The 21462-nt window shown below is 65.6% G+C and carries 22 protein-coding genes; 13 read left to right on the forward strand and 9 right to left on the reverse strand.

The window, feature by feature from the left end; all coding sequences use genetic code 11:
• Nucleotides 1-47: 47 nt before the first annotated feature.
• The 4 genes from J2Y49_RS06175 to J2Y49_RS06190 all read right to left on the reverse strand — a co-directional run bounded on the left by J2Y49_RS06175 (nt 48) and on the right by J2Y49_RS06190 (nt 3732).
• A complete protein-coding gene (locus tag J2Y49_RS06175) occupies nt 48-797 on the reverse strand; it encodes an electron transfer flavoprotein subunit beta/FixA family protein (RefSeq protein ID WP_310113319.1) in 750 nt (249 codons plus the stop codon).
• A gap of 39 nt (nt 798-836) precedes the next feature.
• Entirely contained in the window at nt 837-1364 is a 528-nt protein-coding gene (locus J2Y49_RS06180) for a thioesterase family protein (RefSeq protein WP_310113321.1), read from the reverse strand.
• A 115-nt stretch (nt 1365-1479) separates the two neighbouring features.
• On the reverse strand, nt 1480-1872 hold the full coding sequence (locus J2Y49_RS06185; RefSeq protein WP_310113323.1) for a MerR family DNA-binding transcriptional regulator: 393 nt from the start codon (nt 1870-1872) through the stop codon (nt 1480-1482).
• A gap of 114 nt (nt 1873-1986) precedes the next feature.
• Nucleotides 1987-3732 (reverse strand): long-chain fatty acid--CoA ligase, encoded by a 1746-nt coding sequence (locus J2Y49_RS06190; RefSeq protein ID WP_310113324.1) that lies wholly within the window; start codon nt 3730-3732, stop codon nt 1987-1989.
• Nucleotides 3733-3918: 186 nt separating this feature from the next.
• Between J2Y49_RS06190 and J2Y49_RS06195 the strand changes: the two genes are divergently transcribed.
• The 3 genes from J2Y49_RS06195 to J2Y49_RS06205 are packed head-to-tail and all read left to right on the forward strand — an operon-like array spanning nt 3919 to nt 5242.
• Nucleotides 3919-4221 (forward strand): SCP2 sterol-binding domain-containing protein, encoded by a 303-nt coding sequence (locus J2Y49_RS06195; protein WP_014247907.1) that lies wholly within the window; start codon nt 3919-3921, stop codon nt 4219-4221.
• Nucleotides 4222-4267: 46 nt separating this feature from the next.
• A complete protein-coding gene (locus J2Y49_RS06200; RefSeq protein ID WP_310113327.1) occupies nt 4268-4936 on the forward strand; it encodes a DUF6134 family protein in 669 nt (222 codons plus the stop codon).
• A gap of 21 nt (nt 4937-4957) precedes the next feature.
• On the forward strand, nt 4958-5242 hold the full coding sequence (locus J2Y49_RS06205; RefSeq protein WP_014247905.1) for a DUF1488 domain-containing protein: 285 nt from the start codon (nt 4958-4960) through the stop codon (nt 5240-5242).
• Between the two features lie 94 nt (nt 5243-5336).
• On the opposite strand, the gene J2Y49_RS06210 is transcribed toward J2Y49_RS06205, so the two are convergent.
• Complete coding sequence (locus J2Y49_RS06210) at nt 5337-5828, reverse strand: flavin reductase family protein (protein WP_310113329.1); 492 nt, start codon at nt 5826-5828, stop codon at nt 5337-5339.
• Nucleotides 5829-6131: 303 nt separating this feature from the next.
• On the opposite strand from J2Y49_RS06210, the gene J2Y49_RS06215 reads away from it, so the two are divergent.
• The 6 genes from J2Y49_RS06215 (at nt 6132) to J2Y49_RS06240 (ending at nt 13065) form a co-directional block, all read left to right on the forward strand.
• Nucleotides 6132-7301 (forward strand): flagellar motor protein MotB, encoded by a 1170-nt coding sequence (locus J2Y49_RS06215; RefSeq protein WP_310113331.1) that lies wholly within the window; start codon nt 6132-6134, stop codon nt 7299-7301.
• A gap of 207 nt (nt 7302-7508) precedes the next feature.
• The gene (locus J2Y49_RS06220; RefSeq protein ID WP_409017800.1) at nt 7509-8972 is read left to right on the forward strand and encodes a circularly permuted type 2 ATP-grasp protein; all 1464 of its coding nucleotides are present in this window, start codon (nt 7509-7511) and stop codon (nt 8970-8972) included.
• A complete protein-coding gene (locus J2Y49_RS06225) occupies nt 8969-9946 on the forward strand; it encodes an alpha-E domain-containing protein (RefSeq protein ID WP_310113333.1) in 978 nt (325 codons plus the stop codon). The genes J2Y49_RS06220 and J2Y49_RS06225 overlap by 4 nt, the downstream gene beginning before the upstream one ends.
• Before the next feature lie 72 nt (nt 9947-10018).
• Nucleotides 10019-10759, forward strand: a complete 741-nt coding sequence (locus tag J2Y49_RS06230) for an arginyltransferase (protein WP_310113335.1) — start codon at nt 10019-10021, stop codon at nt 10757-10759.
• Nucleotides 10760-10995: 236 nt separating this feature from the next.
• Nucleotides 10996-11535 (forward strand): TRAP transporter small permease subunit, encoded by a 540-nt coding sequence (locus tag J2Y49_RS06235; protein WP_310113336.1) that lies wholly within the window; start codon nt 10996-10998, stop codon nt 11533-11535.
• An 18-nt stretch (nt 11536-11553) separates the two neighbouring features.
• On the forward strand, nt 11554-13065 hold the full coding sequence (locus tag J2Y49_RS06240) for a TRAP transporter large permease subunit (protein ID WP_310113339.1): 1512 nt from the start codon (nt 11554-11556) through the stop codon (nt 13063-13065).
• A gap of 104 nt (nt 13066-13169) precedes the next feature.
• On the opposite strand, the gene J2Y49_RS06245 is transcribed toward J2Y49_RS06240, so the two are convergent.
• From J2Y49_RS06245 to metC, 4 genes are all read right to left on the reverse strand, one after another.
• Nucleotides 13170-13676 (reverse strand): PRC-barrel domain-containing protein, encoded by a 507-nt coding sequence (locus tag J2Y49_RS06245; protein ID WP_310113341.1) that lies wholly within the window; start codon nt 13674-13676, stop codon nt 13170-13172.
• Nucleotides 13677-13816: 140 nt separating this feature from the next.
• Nucleotides 13817-14497 carry a calcium-binding protein gene (locus J2Y49_RS06250; RefSeq protein ID WP_310113343.1) on the reverse strand — a complete coding sequence of 227 codons (681 nt, stop codon included), beginning with the start codon at nt 14495-14497 and terminating at the stop codon, nt 13817-13819.
• 572 nt (nt 14498-15069) lie between these two features.
• On the reverse strand, nt 15070-15504 hold the full coding sequence (hisI, locus tag J2Y49_RS06255; protein WP_310113345.1) for a phosphoribosyl-AMP cyclohydrolase: 435 nt from the start codon (nt 15502-15504) through the stop codon (nt 15070-15072).
• A gap of 28 nt (nt 15505-15532) precedes the next feature.
• Nucleotides 15533-16711, reverse strand: a complete 1179-nt coding sequence (metC, locus tag J2Y49_RS06260) for a cystathionine beta-lyase (protein ID WP_310113347.1) — start codon at nt 16709-16711, stop codon at nt 15533-15535.
• A gap of 362 nt (nt 16712-17073) precedes the next feature.
• Here metC and J2Y49_RS06265 point away from each other — a divergent pair, with 362 nt between their 5' ends.
• From J2Y49_RS06265 to J2Y49_RS06280, 4 genes are all read left to right on the forward strand, one after another.
• Nucleotides 17074-18093: an amino acid ABC transporter substrate-binding protein gene (locus J2Y49_RS06265; protein WP_310113349.1), complete on the forward strand. Its 1020-nt coding sequence runs from the start codon at nt 17074-17076 to the stop codon at nt 18091-18093.
• A gap of 216 nt (nt 18094-18309) precedes the next feature.
• Entirely contained in the window at nt 18310-19509 is a 1200-nt protein-coding gene (locus tag J2Y49_RS06270; RefSeq protein ID WP_310113352.1) for an amino acid ABC transporter permease, read from the forward strand.
• Between the two features lie 5 nt (nt 19510-19514).
• Nucleotides 19515-20621: an amino acid ABC transporter permease gene (locus tag J2Y49_RS06275; protein ID WP_310113353.1), complete on the forward strand. Its 1107-nt coding sequence runs from the start codon at nt 19515-19517 to the stop codon at nt 20619-20621.
• A gap of 29 nt (nt 20622-20650) precedes the next feature.
• Nucleotides 20651-21439 (forward strand): amino acid ABC transporter ATP-binding protein, encoded by a 789-nt coding sequence (locus J2Y49_RS06280; protein WP_310113355.1) that lies wholly within the window; start codon nt 20651-20653, stop codon nt 21437-21439.
• Nucleotides 21440-21462: the final 23 nt, after the last annotated feature.

Raw genomic sequence — 21462 nt, forward strand, 5'->3', positions numbered from 1 at the left:
CCCTGCGAAGCGGGGGAGGGTTAGGGTGGGGGCACCGGAGCCGGCGCTCAGATCACCCGCGCCTCGTTCTTCAGCTTGTCGACCAGGGTGGCGACATCCGGCACCTTGATGCCAGCCTGACGCTTGGCCGGCTCGGCGACCTTCACCGTCTTCAGCCGCGGCGTCACATCGACACCCAGCGCGTCCGGCGTGACGGTCTCCAGCGGCTTCTTCTTCGCCTTCATGATGTTCGGCAGGCTGGCATAGCGCGGTTCGTTGAGGCGCAGGTCGGCGGTGACCACCGCCGGCAGCTTCAGCTCCACCGTCTCCAAACCGCCGTCGATCTCGCGGGTGACCGCGACCGTGCCGTCGCCGGCAACGACCTTCGAGGCGAAGGTGCCCTGGCCCCAGCCGAGCAGCGCCGCCAGCATCTGGCCGGTCTGGTTGCAGTCGTCGTCGATCGCCTGCTTGCCGAGGATCACCATCCCCGGCGCCTCCTTCCCGACCAGCGCCTTCAGCACCTTGGCGACGGCAAGCGGTTCGGTCGTCACGTCGGTCTGCACCAGGATGGCGCGGTCGGCACCCATGGCGAGAGCGGTGCGCAGCGTCTCCTGGGCCTGGGTCGGGCCGATGGACACCACGACGATCTCGGTCGCCGTGCCGGATTCCTTCAGGCGGACGGCCTCCTCGACGGCGATCTCGTCGAAGGGGTTCATGCTCATCTTCACGTTAGCGGTCTCGACGCCACTGCCATCCGCCTTGACGCGGACCTTCACATTGTAGTCGACGACCCGCTTCACGGGCACCAGCACCTTCATGATGGCGTGTCTCCTCTCGGATGGTGTTCTTGTTTCGACTCAGGCGGCGGACAGGCTTTGTCCGCGCAAGGCGGCGACCGCATCGGGGACCGGCGGGGAGGCGGCGGTGGAGCCCAGTTCCGCCAGCACCTTGGCCGGCGGAATGACGCTTCCGGCGCCGACGAAGGCGCCCTGGACGACGGCCAGCGCGGCCAGCCCGCCCTGCGTTTCCATGCGGTGTTCGATGAAGATGTACTTGTCGTCCCAGCACAGCACCCGGCTGACCAGCGTGAAGCGCTGGAACGGCCGCAGCGAGCGGCGGTAGCGGATGGTTGCCCCGCCCAGCACCGGCTGCCAGCGGTTGCGCAGGATCGCCGGCCCCAGCCCGACGCGGATCATCAGATCGGTCCGCCCCAGATCCATCACGCTGAAATAGCGCGCGTTGGTCATGTGCAGATTGATGTCCAGGTCGGTCGGCCATACCCGGAACCGCAGCGTCGACGGCTCCAGCAGCCCGGCGCGGCGACCGCGCAATGCTGCGAGGATGGCGGCGGCGGCAACCGCCAGCAGCCGGAAGATCAGGTTCATGACCGCTCTCCCGCATCACCCGGGAGGAGGCCGGCTGCGCACCGAGGCCGAGACTGTCCCTTCATGCTCCGATTCCCCGTCAGGACCGGCCGGAGCACGTCGGGCGCCCGGCCGGTCAGCTGTCCTTCGCGGCGGCCTTGAGGTCCGCCAGGGTGTTGGTGACTTGCACCTCGATGTCGTGCAGCTCCTGTACGGTGGCCTCCAGATCCTCGCGCTGCTGGGCGAGGTCCTTCAGCCGCTTCTGCACGCGCTTCAACAGGTTCTTCTGCTGCTCCACCCCGCCATTGACGTTGTAGAGGTCGAGATATTCGCGGATCTCCGCCAGCGAGAAACCCAGGCGCTTGCCGCGCAGAATCAGCTTCAGCCGGGCGCGGTCGCGCTTCGTATAGACCCGGTTGTTGCCGACACGGTTGGGCGCCAGCAATCCCTTGACCTCGTAGAAGCGCAGAGCCCGCGGCGTGATGCCCAGCTCTTCCGCCAGCTGGTTGACCGTGTAGAGCTGTTCCATCCCTGGGCAGACCTTTTGTTCGTGTCCGGCACAATGCGCCTGCCGTTTGGTAGCACAGCTGCCGTCGCGTGATAAGGCTTCCCTTTACGTCCGGGTCAGGATGGTGACTTCGGGTCATCCTCCGTTCGACAGAGCCCGCTGGGCCTCGGCGATCAGTTCCTTCTTCGACAGCTTGCCGACTGCGGTCTTCGGCAACTCCTCGCGGAACTCGATGGCGGTCGGCATCTCGATGCGGGAGATCTTGTCGCGCAGGAAGTCGCGCAGGGCCTCCGCGGTCAGGGTGGCTCCTGGCTTCAGCTGCACGAAGGCCTTCGGCGTCTGGCCGCGGTAATCGTCGGGCAGGCCGATGACGCAGGCGGCGACCACGTCGGGATGCTGGTAGATCGCCTCCTCGATCATGCGCGGATAGACGTTGTATCCGCTGCAGATGATGAGATCCTTCAGCCTGTCGAGCAGGAAGACGTAGCCGTCCTCATCCATCGTTCCGACATCGCCGGTCAGCAGGAAGCCGTCGACCACGGTGCGATCGCTTTCCTCCGCCCGGCCCCAGTAGCCGGCCATGACATTGGGGCCGGCAATCGCCACCTGCCCCTTCTCGCCGATGCCGAGCTTGCGCGCCGGGTCCTCCAGGTCGCGGATTTCGATGGTGATGCCGGGCAGCGGAAGGCCGATCGAGCCCTCCTTGTTGACGCCGCTCAGCGGATTGGCGGCGCAGACGGGGGAGGCTTCCGACAAGCCGTAGCCCTCGATCAGGACGCAGCCGGTCGCCGACTCGAACTGCCGCTTCAACTCCATCGGCAGCGGCGCGCCGCCGGAAATACAGTAGCGGATCGAGGTCATCGGATAACGGGCGACCTGCGGGTGGCCCAGCAGCGCCTTGTACATGGTGGGCACGCCGGGGACGAGGGTCGGCTTGCGCTTCGCGATGGTCTTCAGCACCTGCTCCGTCTCGAAGCGCGGCAGCATGATCAACTCGGCCCCGCAGGCCAGTCCCATGTTCAGCACCACGGTCATGGCGAAGACATGGAAGAAGGGCAGCACCGCAAGCATGCGCTCCTGTCCCAGCGCCACCGTGGGGAACCAGGCCTGCACCTGCCGGGCGTTGGAGAGCAGGTTGTGGTGGGTCAGCATCGCGCCCTTGGGCACGCCGGTGGTCCCGCCGGTGTATTGCAGCACGGCGACGTCGCGCAGCCCGTCGATGCGCACCGGACGCAGCGTGCCGTCATTCGTCAGCAGGCTGTCGAAATCGAGGTGACGGTTGTCGCGCGGCACCGCGGCGATCTCGCTGCGCTTCAGCACGCGGAACAGCGCACTTTTCACCGCCGGCAGGATGGTCGGCATGCGGCAGACGACGATCCGCTTCAGCGGCGTCCGGTCCAGCATCGCCGCGACGCGCGGATAGATCTGCTTGAGGTCCAGCGTCACCATGATCTCGGTCTGCGAGTCGGTGATCTGGTGCTCCAACTCGCGCTCGACATAGAGCGGGTTGTAGTTGACCACGGTGCCGCCGGCCTTCATCACCGCGAAATAGGAGATGACGTAGGTCGGGCAGTTGGGCAGGCACAAGCCCACCCGCACCCCCGGCCCGACGCCCAAATCCTGGAAGCCGCGGGCGGCGCGGTTCACCAGATCCAGCACCTCGGCATAGGTGTAGCGGCGGCCCAGGAAGTCGAGGCAGGGGCGGTCGGCATAGCGTCCGGCCGCCTCCTCGAACAGCATGTGCAGCGGCATCGGGGCGAAGTCCTGGTCCCAGGCGATCCCCTTGGGATAATGCGCCAGCCAGGGCCGGGCGGAGCCGGTGGCGGAGTCGTTCGTGGAGGCTGTGGGCGGATTGGCGCTCTGCGCAAGCGGCTCGGGCATGTTTCGCTCCCCTTGGCGGTGGCGCGTTCCGGATCACCTGACAGCCGGCATCGAACAGCCAGCATCGAACAGGCGGCATCGAGGGGCGGCGGGCGTCTGAAACGCTTTCGTTATGACGTTGACGTAAACGTAATGCGCGCCTACTGTCAAGGCCAGTCCTACGAACAATCCTAAGGGCACGCTTTCATGGTCGACGACATTCTGCAGGAACTGCGCAGCCGTAGCGGCGATCTGCGCTCGCTCAACGCCTCTGTCCGTTTCCTGCTGGGCAAGGAGGGCGAGGTGATCCGGGTCGATGGCCGCGCCAACCCGATCAGCATCAGCCGCGAGGATGCCGAAGCCGACTGCACCATCCGCATCTCGCCGGAAAACCTGCAGAAGCTGATCAACGGCAAGCTGAACCCGATGCTGGCCTTCACCATGGGCAAGCTGAAGGTCGAGGGATCGATGGGCGTCGCCATGAAGCTGGCGCAACTGCTGGACGACTGAGCGGCCGCAAGAGCCGCCGACCGCACCAAATCGGGAGGAAACACACATGACGACGACGCGCAGCAAATGCGCCACCCTGTCCGCTGCCCTGATGGCGGCCTCGTTGCTGACCGGCCTGACGGGCACCGCCGCTGCCCAGGGGACGGCCCAGGGAACAGCACGGACGCTGACCTACCAGATCCTGATGGGCGAGGATCCCATCGGCAGCGAACAGGTGAAGATCGAACCGCAGGGCGACCGCACCAAGGTCACCGTCACCGCCACCACGCGGGTGAAGGTGCTGTTCATCAACTTCCGCTACGACCACAAGCGGGAGGAGCTGTGGAAGGGTGGCGTGCTCGAATCGATGACCGCCACCACCGACGACGACGGCACGCCGCACAGGATCGAGATGGCGCGCGAGGCCGGCGGCTATCGCCTGACGGTGGACGGCAAGACCCAGCAGGCGCCCGCCGGCACCCTGCCGCTGACCCTGTGGACCCCGCAGGTGTTGAAGCACACGCAGCTTCTGTCGGTCATCGACGGCGCCCCCTACAAGGTCGCGGCGCGCAAGGTCGGGTCCGAGCCGGTGGAGGCCGGCGGCAAGGCCGTGGAGGCCACCCACCACCGCATCGAGGGCGATGTCGAACGCGACCTGTGGTTCGCGGCGGACGGCACGCTGCTGAAGACGCGCTTCAAACGCAGCGGCTATGATATCACCTATGCCCTGAAGTGATTTCCGCCCATTGAGGACCCGATGCCCATTTTCCTGTTTCCCGACGAGCCTTTCTGGAACGAGGAGGCCGACGCCGTGGAGTTTCCGGTGCAGGTCGGGGAATATCTGGGCCGGGTCTTCGTCACCCGCCGCACCCTGCAGGGCATCGTCGGCCATACACCGAAGCCGGACGAGGCGGTTCAGCAGGTCTGCATGAACCGCACCCTGTTCGAACGGGCGACCGAACAGCGCATCCTGGCGCGCGCGCTCGACCCCGACGCCAACATCCACCTGACCGGCCGCGACCTTCACCGCGCGGCCGGGTAGGACAAGCAAGCATTCTAGGCATGCAGATGCCCCTCTCCCGCAAGGGGAGAAGGGCTTTCTACCCCTTGCCTGGGTTCCAGCGATCGTCCACCAATCAGCCCAGGCGGGCGTAGCGGCCGCGGAAGTACAGCAGCGGGTCGCCGTCCTCGCGCGAGGTCAGCTTGCGCACGCGGCCCAGCACGATGACGTGGTCGCCGCCGTCCAGCAGATGCTCGCGGTCGCATTCCAGGGTTGCGAGGCAGCCGGTCAGCAGGCGCACGCCGCCGCGGCCGGTGGTGGTCTCCAGACCGGACCAGCGCTCCTGCAGGTCGCGGCGGGAGAAGCGGTTCGAAAGCTCCTCCTGGTCGGCGGCCAGGATGTTGACGGCAAAATGCGGCGCGATGTTGAAGGCGTCAAAGGACATCGCCGCCCGGCCCAGGCAGAACTGCACCAGCGGCGGATCCAGCGACACCGAGGAGAAGGAATTCACCGTGACCCCCAGCGGCAGCCCGTCGGGGGCGATGGTGGTGATGACGGCGATCCCGGTGGCGAAGCAGCCGAGGGCGGAACGGAACGCAAGCGGATCGATCGGCTGTTCGGTGGTCATGACGTCCTGTGATGCGGGCCAAAGTGGAGGGGACGGACAGGGCAGGGCAACTGCCGACGGCCTTGGAGCCGCCGAAGATGACACTCAAAGTAGGAGATACCGGGAATTAATCCAGCACGCCACCCGGTGCAAGCCGCATCTCCGCCGCAGTTGCGGCCCGGGCAACGTCGTTAAACGGATCTTAATGAAACCCCGTCAGGGTTTTGCCGCGGCGGACGGCCGCTGCTTTCGTCGCGGCATCCATCGGGGCGCCGCGCGCGAAAATCGGCCTTTGGGCCGCGAACCATTCGCCACGGCCAGGGCATGAGCGGGAATTCCGGCGGCAACGAGCGGCCGATCATCATCAAGAAGAAGAAGGGCGGGCACGGCGGCCATCATGGCGGCGCGTGGAAGGTCGCCTATGCCGACTTCGTGACCGCGATGATGGCCTTCTTCCTGCTGCTGTGGCTGCTGAACGTCACCACGTCGGACCAGCGCAAGGGCATCGCCGACTATTTCTCGCCTGTCTCGGTCAGCCGGGAACAGTCGGGCTCCGGCGGCATGCTGGGCGGCAAGACCATCACGGTGCCGGGCGCGCAGATCTCCCCCAGCTCACCGATGTCGGCCGACGTCCCGGTTTCGGGGCCGCCCGGCTATTCCTCGCAGCAGACCGAGGACGCCGACGATCCGACCGAGTCCGCGACCGGCCCCGGCCAGGGCACCGGTCCCGGCCAGTCGGGCACGGAGGCCGCCGCGAACGGCGCCGCGGCGGATGCGGATGTCGCCGACCAGAAGCCGAACGAGACCCGCGCCGAATTCCAGAAGCGGATGGAGGAGCTCGCGAGGCAGCTGGGCATTCCCGGCCAAAAGCCCGGCGAGAAGCTGTCCGACTTCGGGGAGCGGGTGAAGGAGGCGATGGAGAGCCTGCAGGGCGCCGCCAAGGAGGCCCGCCAGTTCCAGCAGGCCGCCACCGAGATCCGTCAGGCCATCCAGTCGGTGCCGGAACTGGAGCCGCTGGCCCAGAACCTGATGATCGACCAGACGCCGGAAGGACTGCGCATCCAGATCGTCGATCAGGACCGCGTGTCGATGTTCCCCGGCGGGTCCGGCCAGATGTATCCGCAGACCCGCCAACTGGTGCAGCAGGTGGCCAAGGCCCTGTCCAAGCTGCCCAACAGGCTGTCGATCAGCGGCCATACCGACTCCACGCCATTCCCGGCGGGGTCCGGCCGCGACAACTGGGATCTGTCGACGGAGCGGGCGAACGCCACCCGCCGCGCCCTGCTGTCCGGCGGCATCGATCCGGCGCGAATCCAGGACGTCGTCGGCAAGGCCGACCGTGACCCGCTGGTCGCCGACCAGCCCAACAGCCCGCGCAACCGGCGCATCACCATGGTGCTGCTGCGCGATACCCAGGCGGCGCCGGCCGCCGGGGGCCAGTCCGGCAATGCCGCCGCTCCCAATGCTGCGGCAGGCGCGACCAAAGCACGATAACACTTTCGCGCCATTGGTACTTTGGCGCTAATTTCCGGAAGCCTCTGCGTCCGAATTCTTGCTTTGTCATTGCGTCGCACAACGGCGCACGCGTTTGCCCTGTTCAAAGCGCGCGGCGATGGGTCATACTTCCTGCACAATGCGACATGGCCGGGGCGATGCCGCCCGGCCCGCGATGATCGGTCAGATACAAGCGCGGGGGAGTCTGTGAGCGTACCCGAGGGCAAACCGTCCGACCTTTTGTCATCCTACAATCCTGGCCTGTACTTCGACGAGCTGTTCGGAGCCATGGATTTGCCGGCCGAACATACGGCGCTCATCCGCCAAAGGCTGGCCGCACTCGACTTCGATGAACTGCGCCGCCGCGCGCAGGATGCGGAGCGGGAGCTTTACAATCTCGGCATCACCTTCATCGTCTATTCCGACAAGGACGCCGTCGACCGCATCCTGCCGTTCGATGTCATCCCGCGGGTGATCTCCGCGCCGGAATGGTCGCATCTGGAGGCAGGCGTCACGCAGCGGGTCGCCGCGCTGAACCTGTTCCTGCACGACATCTATCACGACCAGAAGATCCTGAAGGACGGTGTGATCCCGCGGGATCTGGTCGAAGGGAACCATAATTTCCGCCCGCAGATGATCGGGCTGGACGTTCCCTTCAACACCTACATCCACATCATGGGCACCGATCTGGTGCGCGACCGCCATGGCACCTTCCGGGTGCTGGAGGACAATGGGCGCGTGCCGTCGGGCGTCTCCTACGTCGTTGAAAACCGCCACATGATGCAGCGGGTCTTCCCGGACCTGATGCAGGACATCGGCATCCGCCCGGTGGACAATTACGGCCACAAGCTGCTCGACGCGATGGTGGAAATCGCGCCGGTCGACGACCCGCAGGTGGTGCTGCTGTCGCCGGGCACCTACAACTCCGCCTATTTCGAGCACATCTTCCTGGCGCGCGAGATGGGCGTGCCGCTGGTGGAGGGGCGCGATCTGGTGGTGGACAACGACCGCGTCTTCATGAAGACGACCAACGGTTTGGCCCCGGTCCACTCGATCTACCGCCGGCTGGACGATGCCTTCCTCGATCCCAGGGCCTTCAACCCCGACAGCCTGCTGGGCGTGCCCGGCATCCTGGAGGCCTATCGCAAAGGCAATGTCGCGCTGGCGAACGCCATCGGCACCGGTGTGGCCGACGACAAGGCGGTCTACTGCTACGTCCCGCGGATGATCAAATACTACCTGGACCAGGACCCGATCATCCCCAACGTCGACACCCGCATCTGCCGCGAGCCGGACGCCCTGCAATACACGCTGGACAACCTGGCCGATCTGGTGGTGAAGCCGGTGGGCGAGGCCGGCGGCTACGGCATCACCATCGGCCCGCGCGCCAGCAAGGCGGAACTGGAGGATTGCCGGACCAAGCTGCTGGCCGATCCGTCCAACTACATCAGCCAGCCGGTCGTCGACCTGTCGGTCTGCCCGACCGTCTGCGACGACGCCATCGAGCCGCGCCACGTCGATCTGCGCCCCTTCGCCATCACCGGCAAGAGCACCTGGGTCCTGCCCGGCGGCCTGTCGCGCGTGGCGCTTAAGAAGGGCACGCTGATCGTCAACTCGTCCCAGGGCGGCGGCTCCAAGGACACCTGGGTTCTGGAAGGTGGTGCGGCATGAACCTGCTGTCCCGTTACGCCGAGTGCATTTTCTGGATGGCCCGCTATATGGAACGGGCCGAAAATCTCGCCCGCATCCTGGACGTGCACGAGACCTTCGCGCGCGACACCCGCGGGGCCACCAACTGGTTCTCCATCGTCCAGCTGAACGCCGACGAGAAGGACTTCTTCAGCCGCCACGATCGCCCGACGGCGGAGGCGGTGATCCACTATTACATGTTCGACCCGCAGAACCGGAATTCGCTGCTGTCGATGCTGCGGATGGCGCGGGAGAACGCGCGGACCCTGCGCCCCTGGATCTCGACGGAGATGTGGACGCAGATCAACGTCTTCCACAACAAGCTGCTGGAGATGTCGGTCAAGGACGTGGCGACGCAGAACCTGTCCAAGGTCTGCACCTGGATCAAGGAGGAATGCCAGACCCACACCGGCATCACCGAGGGCACCTTCTACCGCGACCAGGGCTGGTACTTCTATCAGATGGGCAAGTATATCGAGCGGGCCGACCAGACCACGCGCCTTCTCGACATCAAATACCACACGTTGCTGCCGTCACCGGTCGAGATCGGGTCCACGCTGGACGTCAGCCAATGGACGACGGTCCTGCGCTGCACCGCCGGCTACCACGCCTTCCGCCGCGTCTATCCCCGCGGCATGTCGCCGACCACCGTCGCCGGCTTCATGCTGTTCAACGAGGGGTTCCCGCGGTCGGTGGTGATGTGCGTGCGGCAGATCGACGGGGTGCTGACGCGGATGCGCTCGCGCTACGACCTGCGCGGCGGATCGGCGGCGATGGAGCGGGTGGACGAGTTGCTGGGGGCCTTGCTGTCCCGGCCGATCGATGCGGTGCTGCGCGACGGCCTGCACGAGTATCTCGACTGGATCCAACTGCAATTGAGCGTCATCACCACCGAGATCGCCCAGGCCTTCTTCGGCGTTCAGCCGCCTCTGGCGGTTCAGAGCCAGTCGCAGTAAGCTGCGGGTCCGGCGGAGGGGCGGCGACGCTCCTCCGTATCGTCCTCACTGTCGTGGTGGTTGTCGGTCAGAATGTCGGTCATCCAGCCGCCGCAGCGTCCCCTGCAGCAATTCTTCCGGTCAGGGCCCATGCCCTGTCCCTACCTGCCGGGGCGTGTGGAACGCAAGCTGTTCACGCGCCTGATCGGTCCCTACGCGACCGAGGTGAACTCCACCCTGTCGCGGGCCGGCTTCCGCCGCAGCCACGACATCGTCTATCGCCCGGTCTGCCCCAATTGCCAGGCCTGCGTGCCGGTGCGCGTGCCGGTTGCGGAGTTCGTGCCGTCGCGGTCGCAGCGGCGGGTGCTGAAACTGAATGCCGGGGTGACGCTGGCCGAGCGGCCAGCCTACGCCACGTCCGAGCAGTACCGGCTTTTCTCGCTCTACCAGAATTCCCGCCACGGTGATTCCGACATGGCCCGCATGGCGATGGGCGATTTCGCCGCCATGGTGGACGAGGGCAGGGCGGACACCAGCCTGCTGGAGGCCCGCGACGAACGCGGCCAGCTGGTGGGCTGCATGCTGACCGACCGGCTGTCGGACGGCTATTCGGCTGTCTACAGCTTCTATGATGCGGCGCAGGACCGCCGCAGCCTCGGCACCTTCATGATCCTCGGGCTGATCGAACGGGCCCGACTGGCCGGCATGCCCTACGTCTATCTCGGCTATTGGATCGCCCACAGCCGCAAGATGGCCTACAAGGCGAAGTTCCACCCGCTGGAATGCCTGGGCGAGGACGGCTGGCGCACCACGGACATCCCTGCGGACGAGTGACACCGCTCCGGAGCCGGCGCATCCGGTCGGCACCGCAGTCGGACCTACGGGTTTCTACGTAGCTCCAACGTAGCCCTTGCCGGTGAATGCCCGGAAAGGAATAGTCCCGTCCAATCCTATCTTTTGGTATACCCTCCGTCCGAGAGAGGGTTGCGACCTGCCGCGCCTATGCGGCTGCAACAAAAGCAAAAGGGGACGGCCAAGGCCGCGCCCCCTGCAACAGGGAGGTTTCTCCTTTGAGAGGTCTGCTCAAACTAAGCGGGCTGATCGATGCCGTGAACGAGGGCATCGGCAAGCTGGCATACTGGCTCGTGCTGGTCGCCGTCATCGTCAGTTCGGCCAACGCGGTCATCCGCTATGGGCTCAACACCAGCTCCAACGCGTGGCTGGAGCTGCAGTGGTATCTGTTCTCGGCCGTGTTCCTGCTGTGCGCCGGCTATACGTTCCTGCGCAACGAGCACATCCGCATCGATATCGTGATCGGCCGCTTCTCCAAGCGGGTGCAGGCCTGGGTCGACATCTTCGGGATCCTGGTCTTCATGTTCCCGATGACGATCCTGATCATGGTGCTGTCCTGGCCGATGTTCCTGGACAGCTATCTCACCCACGAGATGTCGAGCGATGCCGGCGGCCTGATCCGCTGGCCCGCGAAGATTCTGGTCCCGGTCGGCTTCTTCCTGCTCACCGCACAGGGTGTGTCGGAGCTGATCAAGCGTGTCGCCTATCTCACCGGTCATCGTGACGAGCCGGGCGAGAAGATGCACAGCCATTCCTAAGGACCGGGAGCGCCCCTGATGGTCGAGTTCGTAACCGCCAATATGGCGCCGCTGATGTTCAGCGCGCTGGTGCTTTTCCTGTTGATGGGTTTCCCGGTCGCCTTCGCGCTCGCCGCCAACGGCCTCGTGTTCGGTCTGATCGGCATCGAGCTGGGGCTGCTGACCCCGGCACTGATGCAGGCGCTGCCGGAACGCGTGTTCGGCATCATGCGCAACGACACGCTGCTGGCCATTCCCTTCTTCACCTTCATGGGCCTGATCCTGGAGCGGTCCGGCATGGCCGAGGATCTGCTCGACACCATCGGGCAGCTTTTCGGTCCGATCCGCGGCGGTCTGGCCTATGCGGTGATCTTCGTCGGCGCGCTGCTGGCGGCGACCACCGGCGTCGTCGCCGCGTCGGTGATCTCCATGGGCTTGATCTCGCTGCCGATCATGCTGCGCTACGGCTATGACCGCCGGATCGCGTCCGGCGTCATCGCGGCGTCGGGCACACTGGCCCAGATCATTCCGCCGTCGCTGGTGCTGATTGTGCTGGCCGATCAGCTCGGCCGCTCGGTCGGCGACATGTATGCCGGCGCGCTGATTCCCGGGCTCGTGCTGACCGGCCTCTACACCGGTTACATCCTGCTCACCAGCATCATCCGCCCGTCCGCGGTGCCGGCCCTGCCGCTGGAGGCCCGCACGCTGCGCGGCGCCAAGCTGCTGCTGCGCGTCATCACCTCGCTGGTGCCGCCGCTGGTGCTGATCTTCCTGGTTCTGGGCACCATCTTCCTCGGCATCGCGACGCCGACGGAGGGTGGCGCCATGGGTGCGGCCGGCGCCATCCTGCTGGCGCTGGCCAAGCGCCAGCTCAGCTGGAACTTGATGCGTCAGGCGATGGACTCGACCGCCAAGCTGTCGTCCTTCGTGGTGTTCATCCTGATCGGTTCGACCGTGTTCGGTCTGGTCTTCCGCGCCGTCAACGGCGACCTCTGGGTCGAACATCTGATGACCAGCCTGCCGGGTGGCCAGCTGGGCTTCCTGATCGTCTGCAACATCCTGATCTTCGTCCTGGCCTTCTTCCTCGATTTCTTCGAGCTGGCCTTCATCATCGTCCCCCTGCTGGGGCCGGTGGCGGACAAGCTGGGCATCGACCTGATCTGGTTCGGCGTGCTGCTGGGCGTCAACATGCAGACCAGCTTCATGCACCCGCCCTTCGGCTTCGCCCTGTTCTTCCTGCGGTCGGTGGCGCCGAAGACGGACTACATCGACAAGATAACCGGACAGAAGATCGCGAGGATCACCACCGGCCAGATCTATTGGGGTGCGGTGCCCTTCGTGGTCATCCAGCTCATCATGGTCGCCCTCGTCATCGCCTTCCCGCAGATGGTCGATGCCGGCCGCGACAAGGGCCCGGCGATCAACTTGGACGACGTGAGGATCGAGATTCCGGCCTTCGACAACCAGGACGTGGCTCCGCCCTTCGGCGCTCCCGCCGAGCCGGAGAACAATCAGGCCGACGACATCATGAAGCAGCTTCAGGGCAAGTGACGGCGGAGAGCCCGAACGGAAACCTGAACGAAAAATGGGGGCCGGTTCGTCCGGCCCCCTTTTTTATGCGTAGGTTTCCAGCGGGAAAGGGTCAGCGAAAGAGATCAGCGGGGTTGGGTTGCCCCGGCCCAGTTGGTCGGCGCCGTGCCGCCGGCCGCGAGCGGAGACCCGCTGCCGGGACCACCACCAAGACCGCCGCCGCCAAGCGACATCATGCGGTCGCTGACGCCGGTGGGCGGCAGGGCGGCGAACTGCTCCACTGTCATGCCGGTGAGGATCACGGCCTGACGATTGTGGGCATAGCGCAGGTTTTCACTGTTGACCGTCACCTTGTGCTCGGTCGGATAGCGGGGAGCCCCGACTGTGACGATCGCCTGCTCCACCCGGTTGGTCGGCCCGATCACCAGATCGGATACGTTGCCCAGGATGCGCCGTCCATCCGGCGTCTGCACCGTCAGCCCGACCAGTTCGATCGGCGGTCTGGTCGCCACCTCGGCCGAGGGAACGCCACCCATGTCGGAGGAAGCGGCGCAGGCACCCAGCGCCAATGCCGACAGGAGGGGCACCGACAGGAGGAGGCGCGGTCGGAGGGAGTGGCGGCGTTGGTCCATCGGTTCTTGGCCCTTCTTCTGGCGGCGCGCCTTCAAAGGGCGCAGGTATGTCCGCCAATGCAACAGCGCAAACCGCGCCGGAGGTCCCGCGCGCCGACGGGGTGACCCCATCGCCCGCGGGCGCCCTCCGTCCGGACAGGTCAGGTGAAGATGAAGTCCTGGCCGGCGCTGAGCCCAATCTGATCGACCGTCAGCGACGAGCCGTCGGTGAAGGCGAAGGTCGTGGCCGAACCGCTGCTGGTCATCCCCATCTCCCAGGCGCGATAGCCATGGAACTCGATCTGGTCGATGCCCTTCTCGAAGTAATTGATCGTGTCGGTGCCGAAGCCGCCGGTCGCCTGTTCGATCAGGAATCGGTCGACCAGACCGTCGGTGTAGCTGACCATGCTGTCGTTGCCGGTGCCCGGCTGGAACAGGTCGGCGCCGCCGTCACGGTAGCTGTCGTACAACATGTCGTTGCCGCTGCCGCCGATCATGGTGTCGTTGCCGCGCATGCCCTTGACGATGTCGTCGCCGGTGCCGCCATTCAGCAGGTCGTTGCCCTCGCCGCCGAACAGCTGATCATTGCCGGCATCGCCCCACATCGAGTCATTCCCGGCCTCGTTCCCATAGGGATCGCCGAGCCAATCGTTGCCGTCGCCGCCATAGAACTTGTCATTGCCCAGCCCGCCGGTCAGCGAGTCGTTTCCGCGTTCGCCATACAGCAGATCGTTCCCGCCGGCGCCGTTGATACGGTCGTCCCCGTCCAGACCGTCGAGACGGTCGTCAGTGGCGGTGCCGGTCATGGTGTCGTTGTTCGAAGTCCCCCAGAACTGGCGCATGGCGTCTCTCCATCAGTGCCGTTAACGTGCTGTTAACGATTAACCAGATGTTAACCATGGGTCCGGGGCGGTCGAAAAGCGATAAAGGAGCAATACAAAGGGGATTTGAGGAAATGACACAGATGTTCATAGATTGATTAAACGATCGTTCCTTTATGTTTCCTTTTTCGGTGTATTTGTGACTGGAAGCGGGTTGTCGTTGAGACAGAAAGCAGGTTTTCTCTCCCATATGGACAGGCTTCGGCTGGCAAAAGGACACTTGTTGCAGGGCGGATGGGCATGTTGCGCAAAGGAAGGCCCTACGCCCCGGTCGGAAGACAGTGACGGAGCGGATCGTCCGAAAGAGGTTCGGCGGCGCAAACGCGCCATCCGCCGACCGAGATTGCGAAGCCAGCGGCCGGGCAAAAAATAACCGGGCGTTCATAGGAACGCCCGGTGCAGTCATATACAGGGAGGGTTAGAGACAAGAGGGTTTCTATACCCTTCGGCGGGGGTGCGGCGTTGATGTGGATCAACGATCGATCACGACCCGTCACCGCGGTGGCGGCGACTCGTCCCTCTGTCCGGCTCTCTCAGCCGTGGCTGTGCGAATGCCCGCCATAGAGGATGGCCGGATCGGTCTCGACCTCCTGGATGGTCTCCAGCCGCCCGTCGCGCCAGGCGCGATAGAAGCAGCTGCGCCGCCCGGTGTGGCAGGCGACGCCGTCCTGCTCCACGATCAGCAGCAGGGTGTCGCCGTCGCAGTCGACCCGGAAATCGATCAACCGCTGCACCTGACCCGAGGTCTCCCCCTTGCGCCACAGCCCGCCGCGCGAGCGCGACCAATAGCAGACGCGGCCGGTCGCCAAAGTCTCAACCAACGCATCGCGGTTCATCCAGGCCATCATCAGGATCTCGCCGGTGCCGTCCGCCTGGGCGATGGCGGGCACCAGCCCGTCGGCGGTGAAGCGGATGGCGGCCAGAACCTCTTCGAACGGCGCCGCATCAAGAGACGGTGTGTCCGTCATGGCAAATCACTCCTCACAGGTCCGGCGCTTACAGGGCGGCGGCCATCCGGCGGAAGCCGGCATCCAGGTCGCGGATCAGGTCGTCGGCACTTTCCAGCCCGGCGTGCAGGCGCAGGACCTGCCCCGGATCGGTCCAGCGGGTGGCGGAGCGCACGGCGGCCGGCCGGGTCGGCAGGATCAGGCTTTCGAAGCCGCCCCAGCTGTAGCCCATGCCGAACAGCTCCATCCCGTCCAGCATCGCCGCCAGCGCCTTGCGCGGGACCTGGTTGATGACGATGGAGAACAGACCGCTCGACCCGGTGAAGTCGCGCTTCCACAGGGCATGGCCGGGGAAGTCTGGACGGGCGGGGTGCAGCACGCGCGTCACCTCCGGCCGGGCCGACAGCCAGTCGGCGAGCGCCAGCGCGCTTTCCTGATGTTGGCGCATGCGCACCGACAGGGTCCGCAGTCCGCGCAGGCCGAGATAGAGGTCGTCCGGTCCGCCGCAGATGCCGTAGCGTGTGGCCGCCTTCTTCACCGCGGTCCAGGTCGCCTCGTCGCGGCAGGTGACGACGCCCAGCATCGCGTCGGCATGGCCCACCATGTATTTGGTCGCGGCATGGATCGAGACGTCGGCGCCATGGTCGAAGGGGCGGAAGAACAGCGGGGTGGCCCAGGTGTTGTCGATCATCACCGTGGCGCCGACCTTCTTGGCCGCCGCGGCGATGGCCGGCACGTCCTGCACCTCGAAGGTCAGCGATCCCGGCGATTCGAGGAAGACCACGCTGGTGTTGGGCCGCAGCAGCGCGTCGATGCCGGCGCCGATGCAGGGATCGTAGAACTCCACCTCGACGCCGTAGGGGGCCAGCGTCTCCTTGGCGAAGCGGCGCGTCGGGCCATAGGCGCTGTCGGTGATCAGCACATGGTCGCCTGCCTTGGTGAAGGCCGACAGGGCGACCGCAATGGCGGCAAGCCCGGAACCGGTGTTCACCGCCTTGAATCCGCCCTCAAGCGCCGCCGCCGCCTCTTCGAAGGCGAAGGTCGTGGGCGTTCCCATGCGGCCGTAATGCACGCCTTCCAGCGTGTTGCGGTCGCTTTCCTCCAGCGCGTCGAGGGTCGGGAACAGCACGGTCGAACAGTGATAGACCGGCGGATTGACGATGCCGTGGTTGTTCCGCGGATCGCGGCCGGCGTGAACGAGAATCGTGTCCTGCGTGACGTCCTTCATCGACTGTCCGTTTGGCTGGAGCGGTAACCCGGCCCGCATTGAGTCGCCCATCGGTGAGGTTGCCTCGCCGGGGCAATGGCGGCACGGCCGAACATTGTGTCATCCCGGAAGCCCCGCGGCCATCGCCGATTGTGTCGGAGAGGCCGCCGGCCGTCGGGATCTTCTGGTAACACCACCAATGCACAGAGGATTCGACAAGTCGGATCAAGTTGATGCACTCTTGATCCACGCGCATGGCTGCGTCGCGATACCCACAGGGTTGGCCTCGGGCCGCCCTATCGGGAGCAAACGGCCGGCGTCGTCAGGCGCGTCGTCAGACCGCTCAAATGCGAAGAACGCAAGAACAGGGTGGAGTTCATAATATGAAGTCAGGGTTCCTGGCCGCCGCCGCAGCGGCCGTGGTCGTTTCCGCAAGTGTCGCCGCCGGTGCGGCCACGCTCGACACCGTCAAGCAGCGCGGCTTCGTTCAGTGCGGCGTGAACGCCGGTCTGCCGGGCTTCGGCAACCCCGACAGCGCCGGCAACTGGACCGGCCTCGACGTCGATTATTGCCGTGCCGTCGCCGTCGCCATCTTCAACGACCCGAACAAGGTCAAGTTCACCCCGCTGTCGGCCCAGCAGCGCTTCCCGGCCATCCAGTCCGGCGAAGTCGACCTGCTGTCGCGCAACACGACCGCCACGCTGACCCGCGACACCTCCGTCGGCCTGAACTTCGCCCCTGTCACCTATTATGACGGCCAGGGCTTCATGGTTCCGAAGAAGCTGGGCGTGAAGAGCGCCAAGGAGCTGAACGGCGCCACCGTCTGCGTCCAGTCCGGCACCACGACCGAACTGAACCTGGCGGACTATTTCCGCGCCAACGGCATGAGCTACAACCCCGTCGTCATCGAATCGAACGACGAGGTCAACGCCGCCTACTTCGCCGGCCGCTGCGACGTGCTGACCACCGACGTGTCCGGTCTGGCCGGTACCCGCGCCGGTGTCGCCCCGGTTCCGGACGACCACGTCATCCTGCCGGAAGTCATCTCCAAGGAGCCGCTGGCCCCGGCCGTGCGCCATGGCGACGACCAGTGGTCCGACATCGTCAAGTGGACGGTCTTCGCGACCATCCAGGCCGAGGAATTCGGCATCAACTCCAAGAACATCGACGAGTTCACCAACTCCAAGAACCCGGACATCCAGCGCTATCTCGGCACCACGCCGGGCATGGGCAAGGCTCTGGGCCTGGATGAGAAGTGGGCCTACAACGTCGTGAAGAAGGTCGGCAACTACGGCGAGATCTTCGACCGCAACGTCGGCCCGGGCACCCCGCTGAAGCTGGAGCGCGGCCTGAACGCGCTGTGGACCAAGGGCGGCCTGATGTACGCCCAGCCGTTCCGGTAAGGCACGGCACCGCCTGAAGCGCCGCCCGCAGGCCCGTTGCCGGGGGCGGCCTTCCGGTTCTTTGAGGAGCGGTCGCGAAGGGTGCCAACGAAGCGCCCGCGCAGGGGACCGCATTGGGAGACATGTCGCATCCCCTACGGTGTGGGAAATGCCCGGAAGAACGTCCGGGACCGCGTGGGCACCGTATGGGGCGCGATGGTTGGGGGAGAGTAGTCCGTGGCGACCGAGACCCGGACCACCCAAGGCGCTCCGCCGCCGGGTGGCGTATCGTTTTCCCTCAGCGACCCGACGTTCCGCGCCATCGTCTACCAGATCCTGGTGGTCGGCGCGGTCGTCCTGGTCGGCTGGTTCCTGATTTCCAACACGCTCGACAACCTCGCGCGGCGCTCGATCGCGACCGGTTACGATTTCCTGGAGCGTGAAGCGGCCTTCGGCATCGGCGAATCGCTGATCGACTATTCGCCGAAGGACAGCTATGGCCGCGCCTTCCTGGTCGGCGTGCTGAACACGCTGAAGGTGTCGATCATCGGCGTCATCCTGGCAACGATCATCGGCACGATCATCGGCGTCGCCCGCCTGTCCAGCAACTGGCTGATCGCCAAGCTCGCCTCGACCTATGTCGAGGTGGTGCGCAACATTCCGCCGCTGCTGCAACTGTTCTTCTGGTACGCCCTGGTGTCGGAAAGCCTGCCGCCGGTGCGCCAAGCCCTGAACCCGCTGCCGGGCGTCTTCCTGTCCCAGCGCGGTCTGCGCGTGCCGGTGCCGGCATCCGATCCCGTCTGGGTCAACATCGGCATCGCCCTGCTGGTCGGCATCGTCGCCGCCTGGGGCGTGTCGCGCTGGGCCAGGGCGCGGCAAGCCCGGACTGGACAGATCTTCCCTGCGGGCTGGACCGGCCTCGGCCTGATCGTCGGCTTGCCGCTGCTGACCTGGATCGCCGGCGGCGCGCCGGTGGCGATGAACGTGCCGGAGCTGACCGGCTTCAACTTCACCGGCGGCGCGGCGATCTCGCCCGAGTTCTTCGCCATCCTGACCGGCCTGACCATCTACACCGCGGCCTTCATCGCAGAGGTGGTGCGCAGCGGCATCATAGCGGTCAACTGGGGCCAGACGGAGGCGGCGCGTGCGCTCGGCTTGCCCAGCGGCCCGACGCTGCGTCTCGTCATCCTGCCGCAGGCGCTGCGGGTGATCGTGCCGCCGCTGACCAGCCAGTATCTGAACCTGACCAAGAACAGCTCGCTGGCGCTGGCCATCGGCTATCCGGATCTGGTGTCGATCGCCAATACGACGCTGAACCAGACCGGTCAGGCGATCGAAGGCGTGACGATGATCATGGGCACCTATCTGGTCATCAGCCTCAGCATCTCGATCTTCATGAACTGGTACAACAAGCGCATCGCGCTGGTGGAGCGGTAACGGCCATGACCGACAACGTGCAAAGCGTCGGCCTGCCGGACGAGCGTCCGCCGGCCAACACCGTCGGCCCGCTCGCGTGGCTGCGGACCAATCTGTTCAACACCTGGTACAACGCCATCCTAACGGTGCTGGTGCTGGCGCTTTTGGCGTCGGCGATCCCGCCCTTCGTCAACTGGCTGCTGATCCGCGCTCACGGGTTCGATGCCTCCTCCACCGTCTGCCGGCAGGATGCCGGCGGCGCCTGCTGGGGCTTCATCAGCGAGAAGCTGCGCTTCATCATGTTCGGGATGTTCCCGTGGGATGAGCAGTGGCGCCCGCTGGTAACGATCTGCGTCATCATCGCGCTGCTGGTCGTCAGCTGCGACCGCCGCTTCTGGAAGCCGTGGCTGGGGCTGGTCTGGGCGGCAGGGCTGGCGCTGGTGGGCGTGCTGATGTGGGGCGGCGTCCTCGGCCTGACCTATGTCGAGAACACGCTGTGGGGCGGCCTGCCGCTGACCCTCATCCTGTCGGTGATCGGTCTGGCCGTGGCCTTCCCGGTGGCGATCCTGCTGGCGCTGGGCCGCCGGTCCAACATGCCCGCGGTCAAGGTGCTGTGCGTCACCTACATCGAGCTGATCCGCGGCGTGCCGCTGATCAGCCTGCTGTTCATGGCGTCGGTGATGCTGCCGCTGTTCCTGCCCAACGGCGTGTCGATCGACAAGCTGCTGCGCGCCCAGATCGCCTTCATCATGTTCGCCGCCGCCTATATGGCCGAAGCCATCCGCGGCGGTCTGCAGGCGATCCCGAAGGGCCAGTACGAGGCCGCGGACGGGCTGGGGCTGTCCTACTGGCAGAAGATGCGCAAGATCATCCTGCCGCAGGCACTGGCCATCGCCATTCCGCCGCTGGTGAACACCTTCATCAGCTTCTTCAAGGACACCTCGCTGGTCATCATCATTGGCCTGTACGACCTGCTCGGCACCGCGAAGGCCGCGCTGTCCGATCCGTCCTGGCGCGGTTTCTACCGCGAAGCCTATCTGTTCATCGGCGTGATCTATTGGGTCTTCTGCTACAGCATGTCCAAGTACAGCCAGAAGCTGGAACGCGATCTCAATCGCGGCCACCGCCGTTAGATCCACGCCGTCAAGGGAGACCACGTCACATGTCCCAGGCCATGTCCCAGGGCACCGCCAAGGCCAAGCACATCCTCAGCGGCGAGGAAATCATCCGCTGCACGGGCGTCAACAAGTGGTACGGCGAGTTCCACGTCCTGAAGAACATCGACCTCACCGTCCAGAAGGGTGAGCGCATCGTCGTCTGCGGCCCCTCGGGCTCCGGCAAATCGACGATGATCCGCTGCCTGAACCGGCTTGAGGAGCATCAGAAGGGCACCATCGTCATCGATGGGATCGAGTTGACCAACAATCTGAAGAACATCGAACTGGTCCGGCGCGAAGTCGGCATGGTGTTCCAGCACTTCAACCTGTTCCCGCACCTGACCGTGCTGGAGAACTGCACGCTCGCCCCGATCTGGGTCCGCAAGAAGCCGAAGGCGGAAGCGGAGGAGATCGCGATGAACTACCTGAAGCGGGTGCGCATCGCCGAGCAGGCCCACAAGTATCCCGGCCAGCTGTCGGGCGGCCAGCAGCAGCGCGTCGCCATCGCGCGGTCGCTGTGCATGAGCCCGAAGGTGATGCTGTTCGACGAGCCGACCTCGGCGCTCGACCCCGAAATGGTCAAGGAGGTGCTGGACGTCATGATCGGCCTTGCCGAGGACGGCATGACCATGCTGTGCGTGACGCACGAGATGGGTTTCGCCAAGTCGGTCGCCGACCGCGTCATCTTCATGGACCGCGGCGAGATCGTCGAGCAGGACACGCCGGACAATTTCTTCTCGAATCCGAAGTCGGAGCGCACGCGTCTCTTCCTCAGCCAAATTCTAAACCACTGATCCCGGCTGCGGACCGGCGGTTA

The sequence above is a fragment of the Azospirillum sp. BE72 genome, from assembly GCF_031455875.1.
Lineage (GTDB): Bacteria > Pseudomonadota > Alphaproteobacteria > Azospirillales > Azospirillaceae > Azospirillum.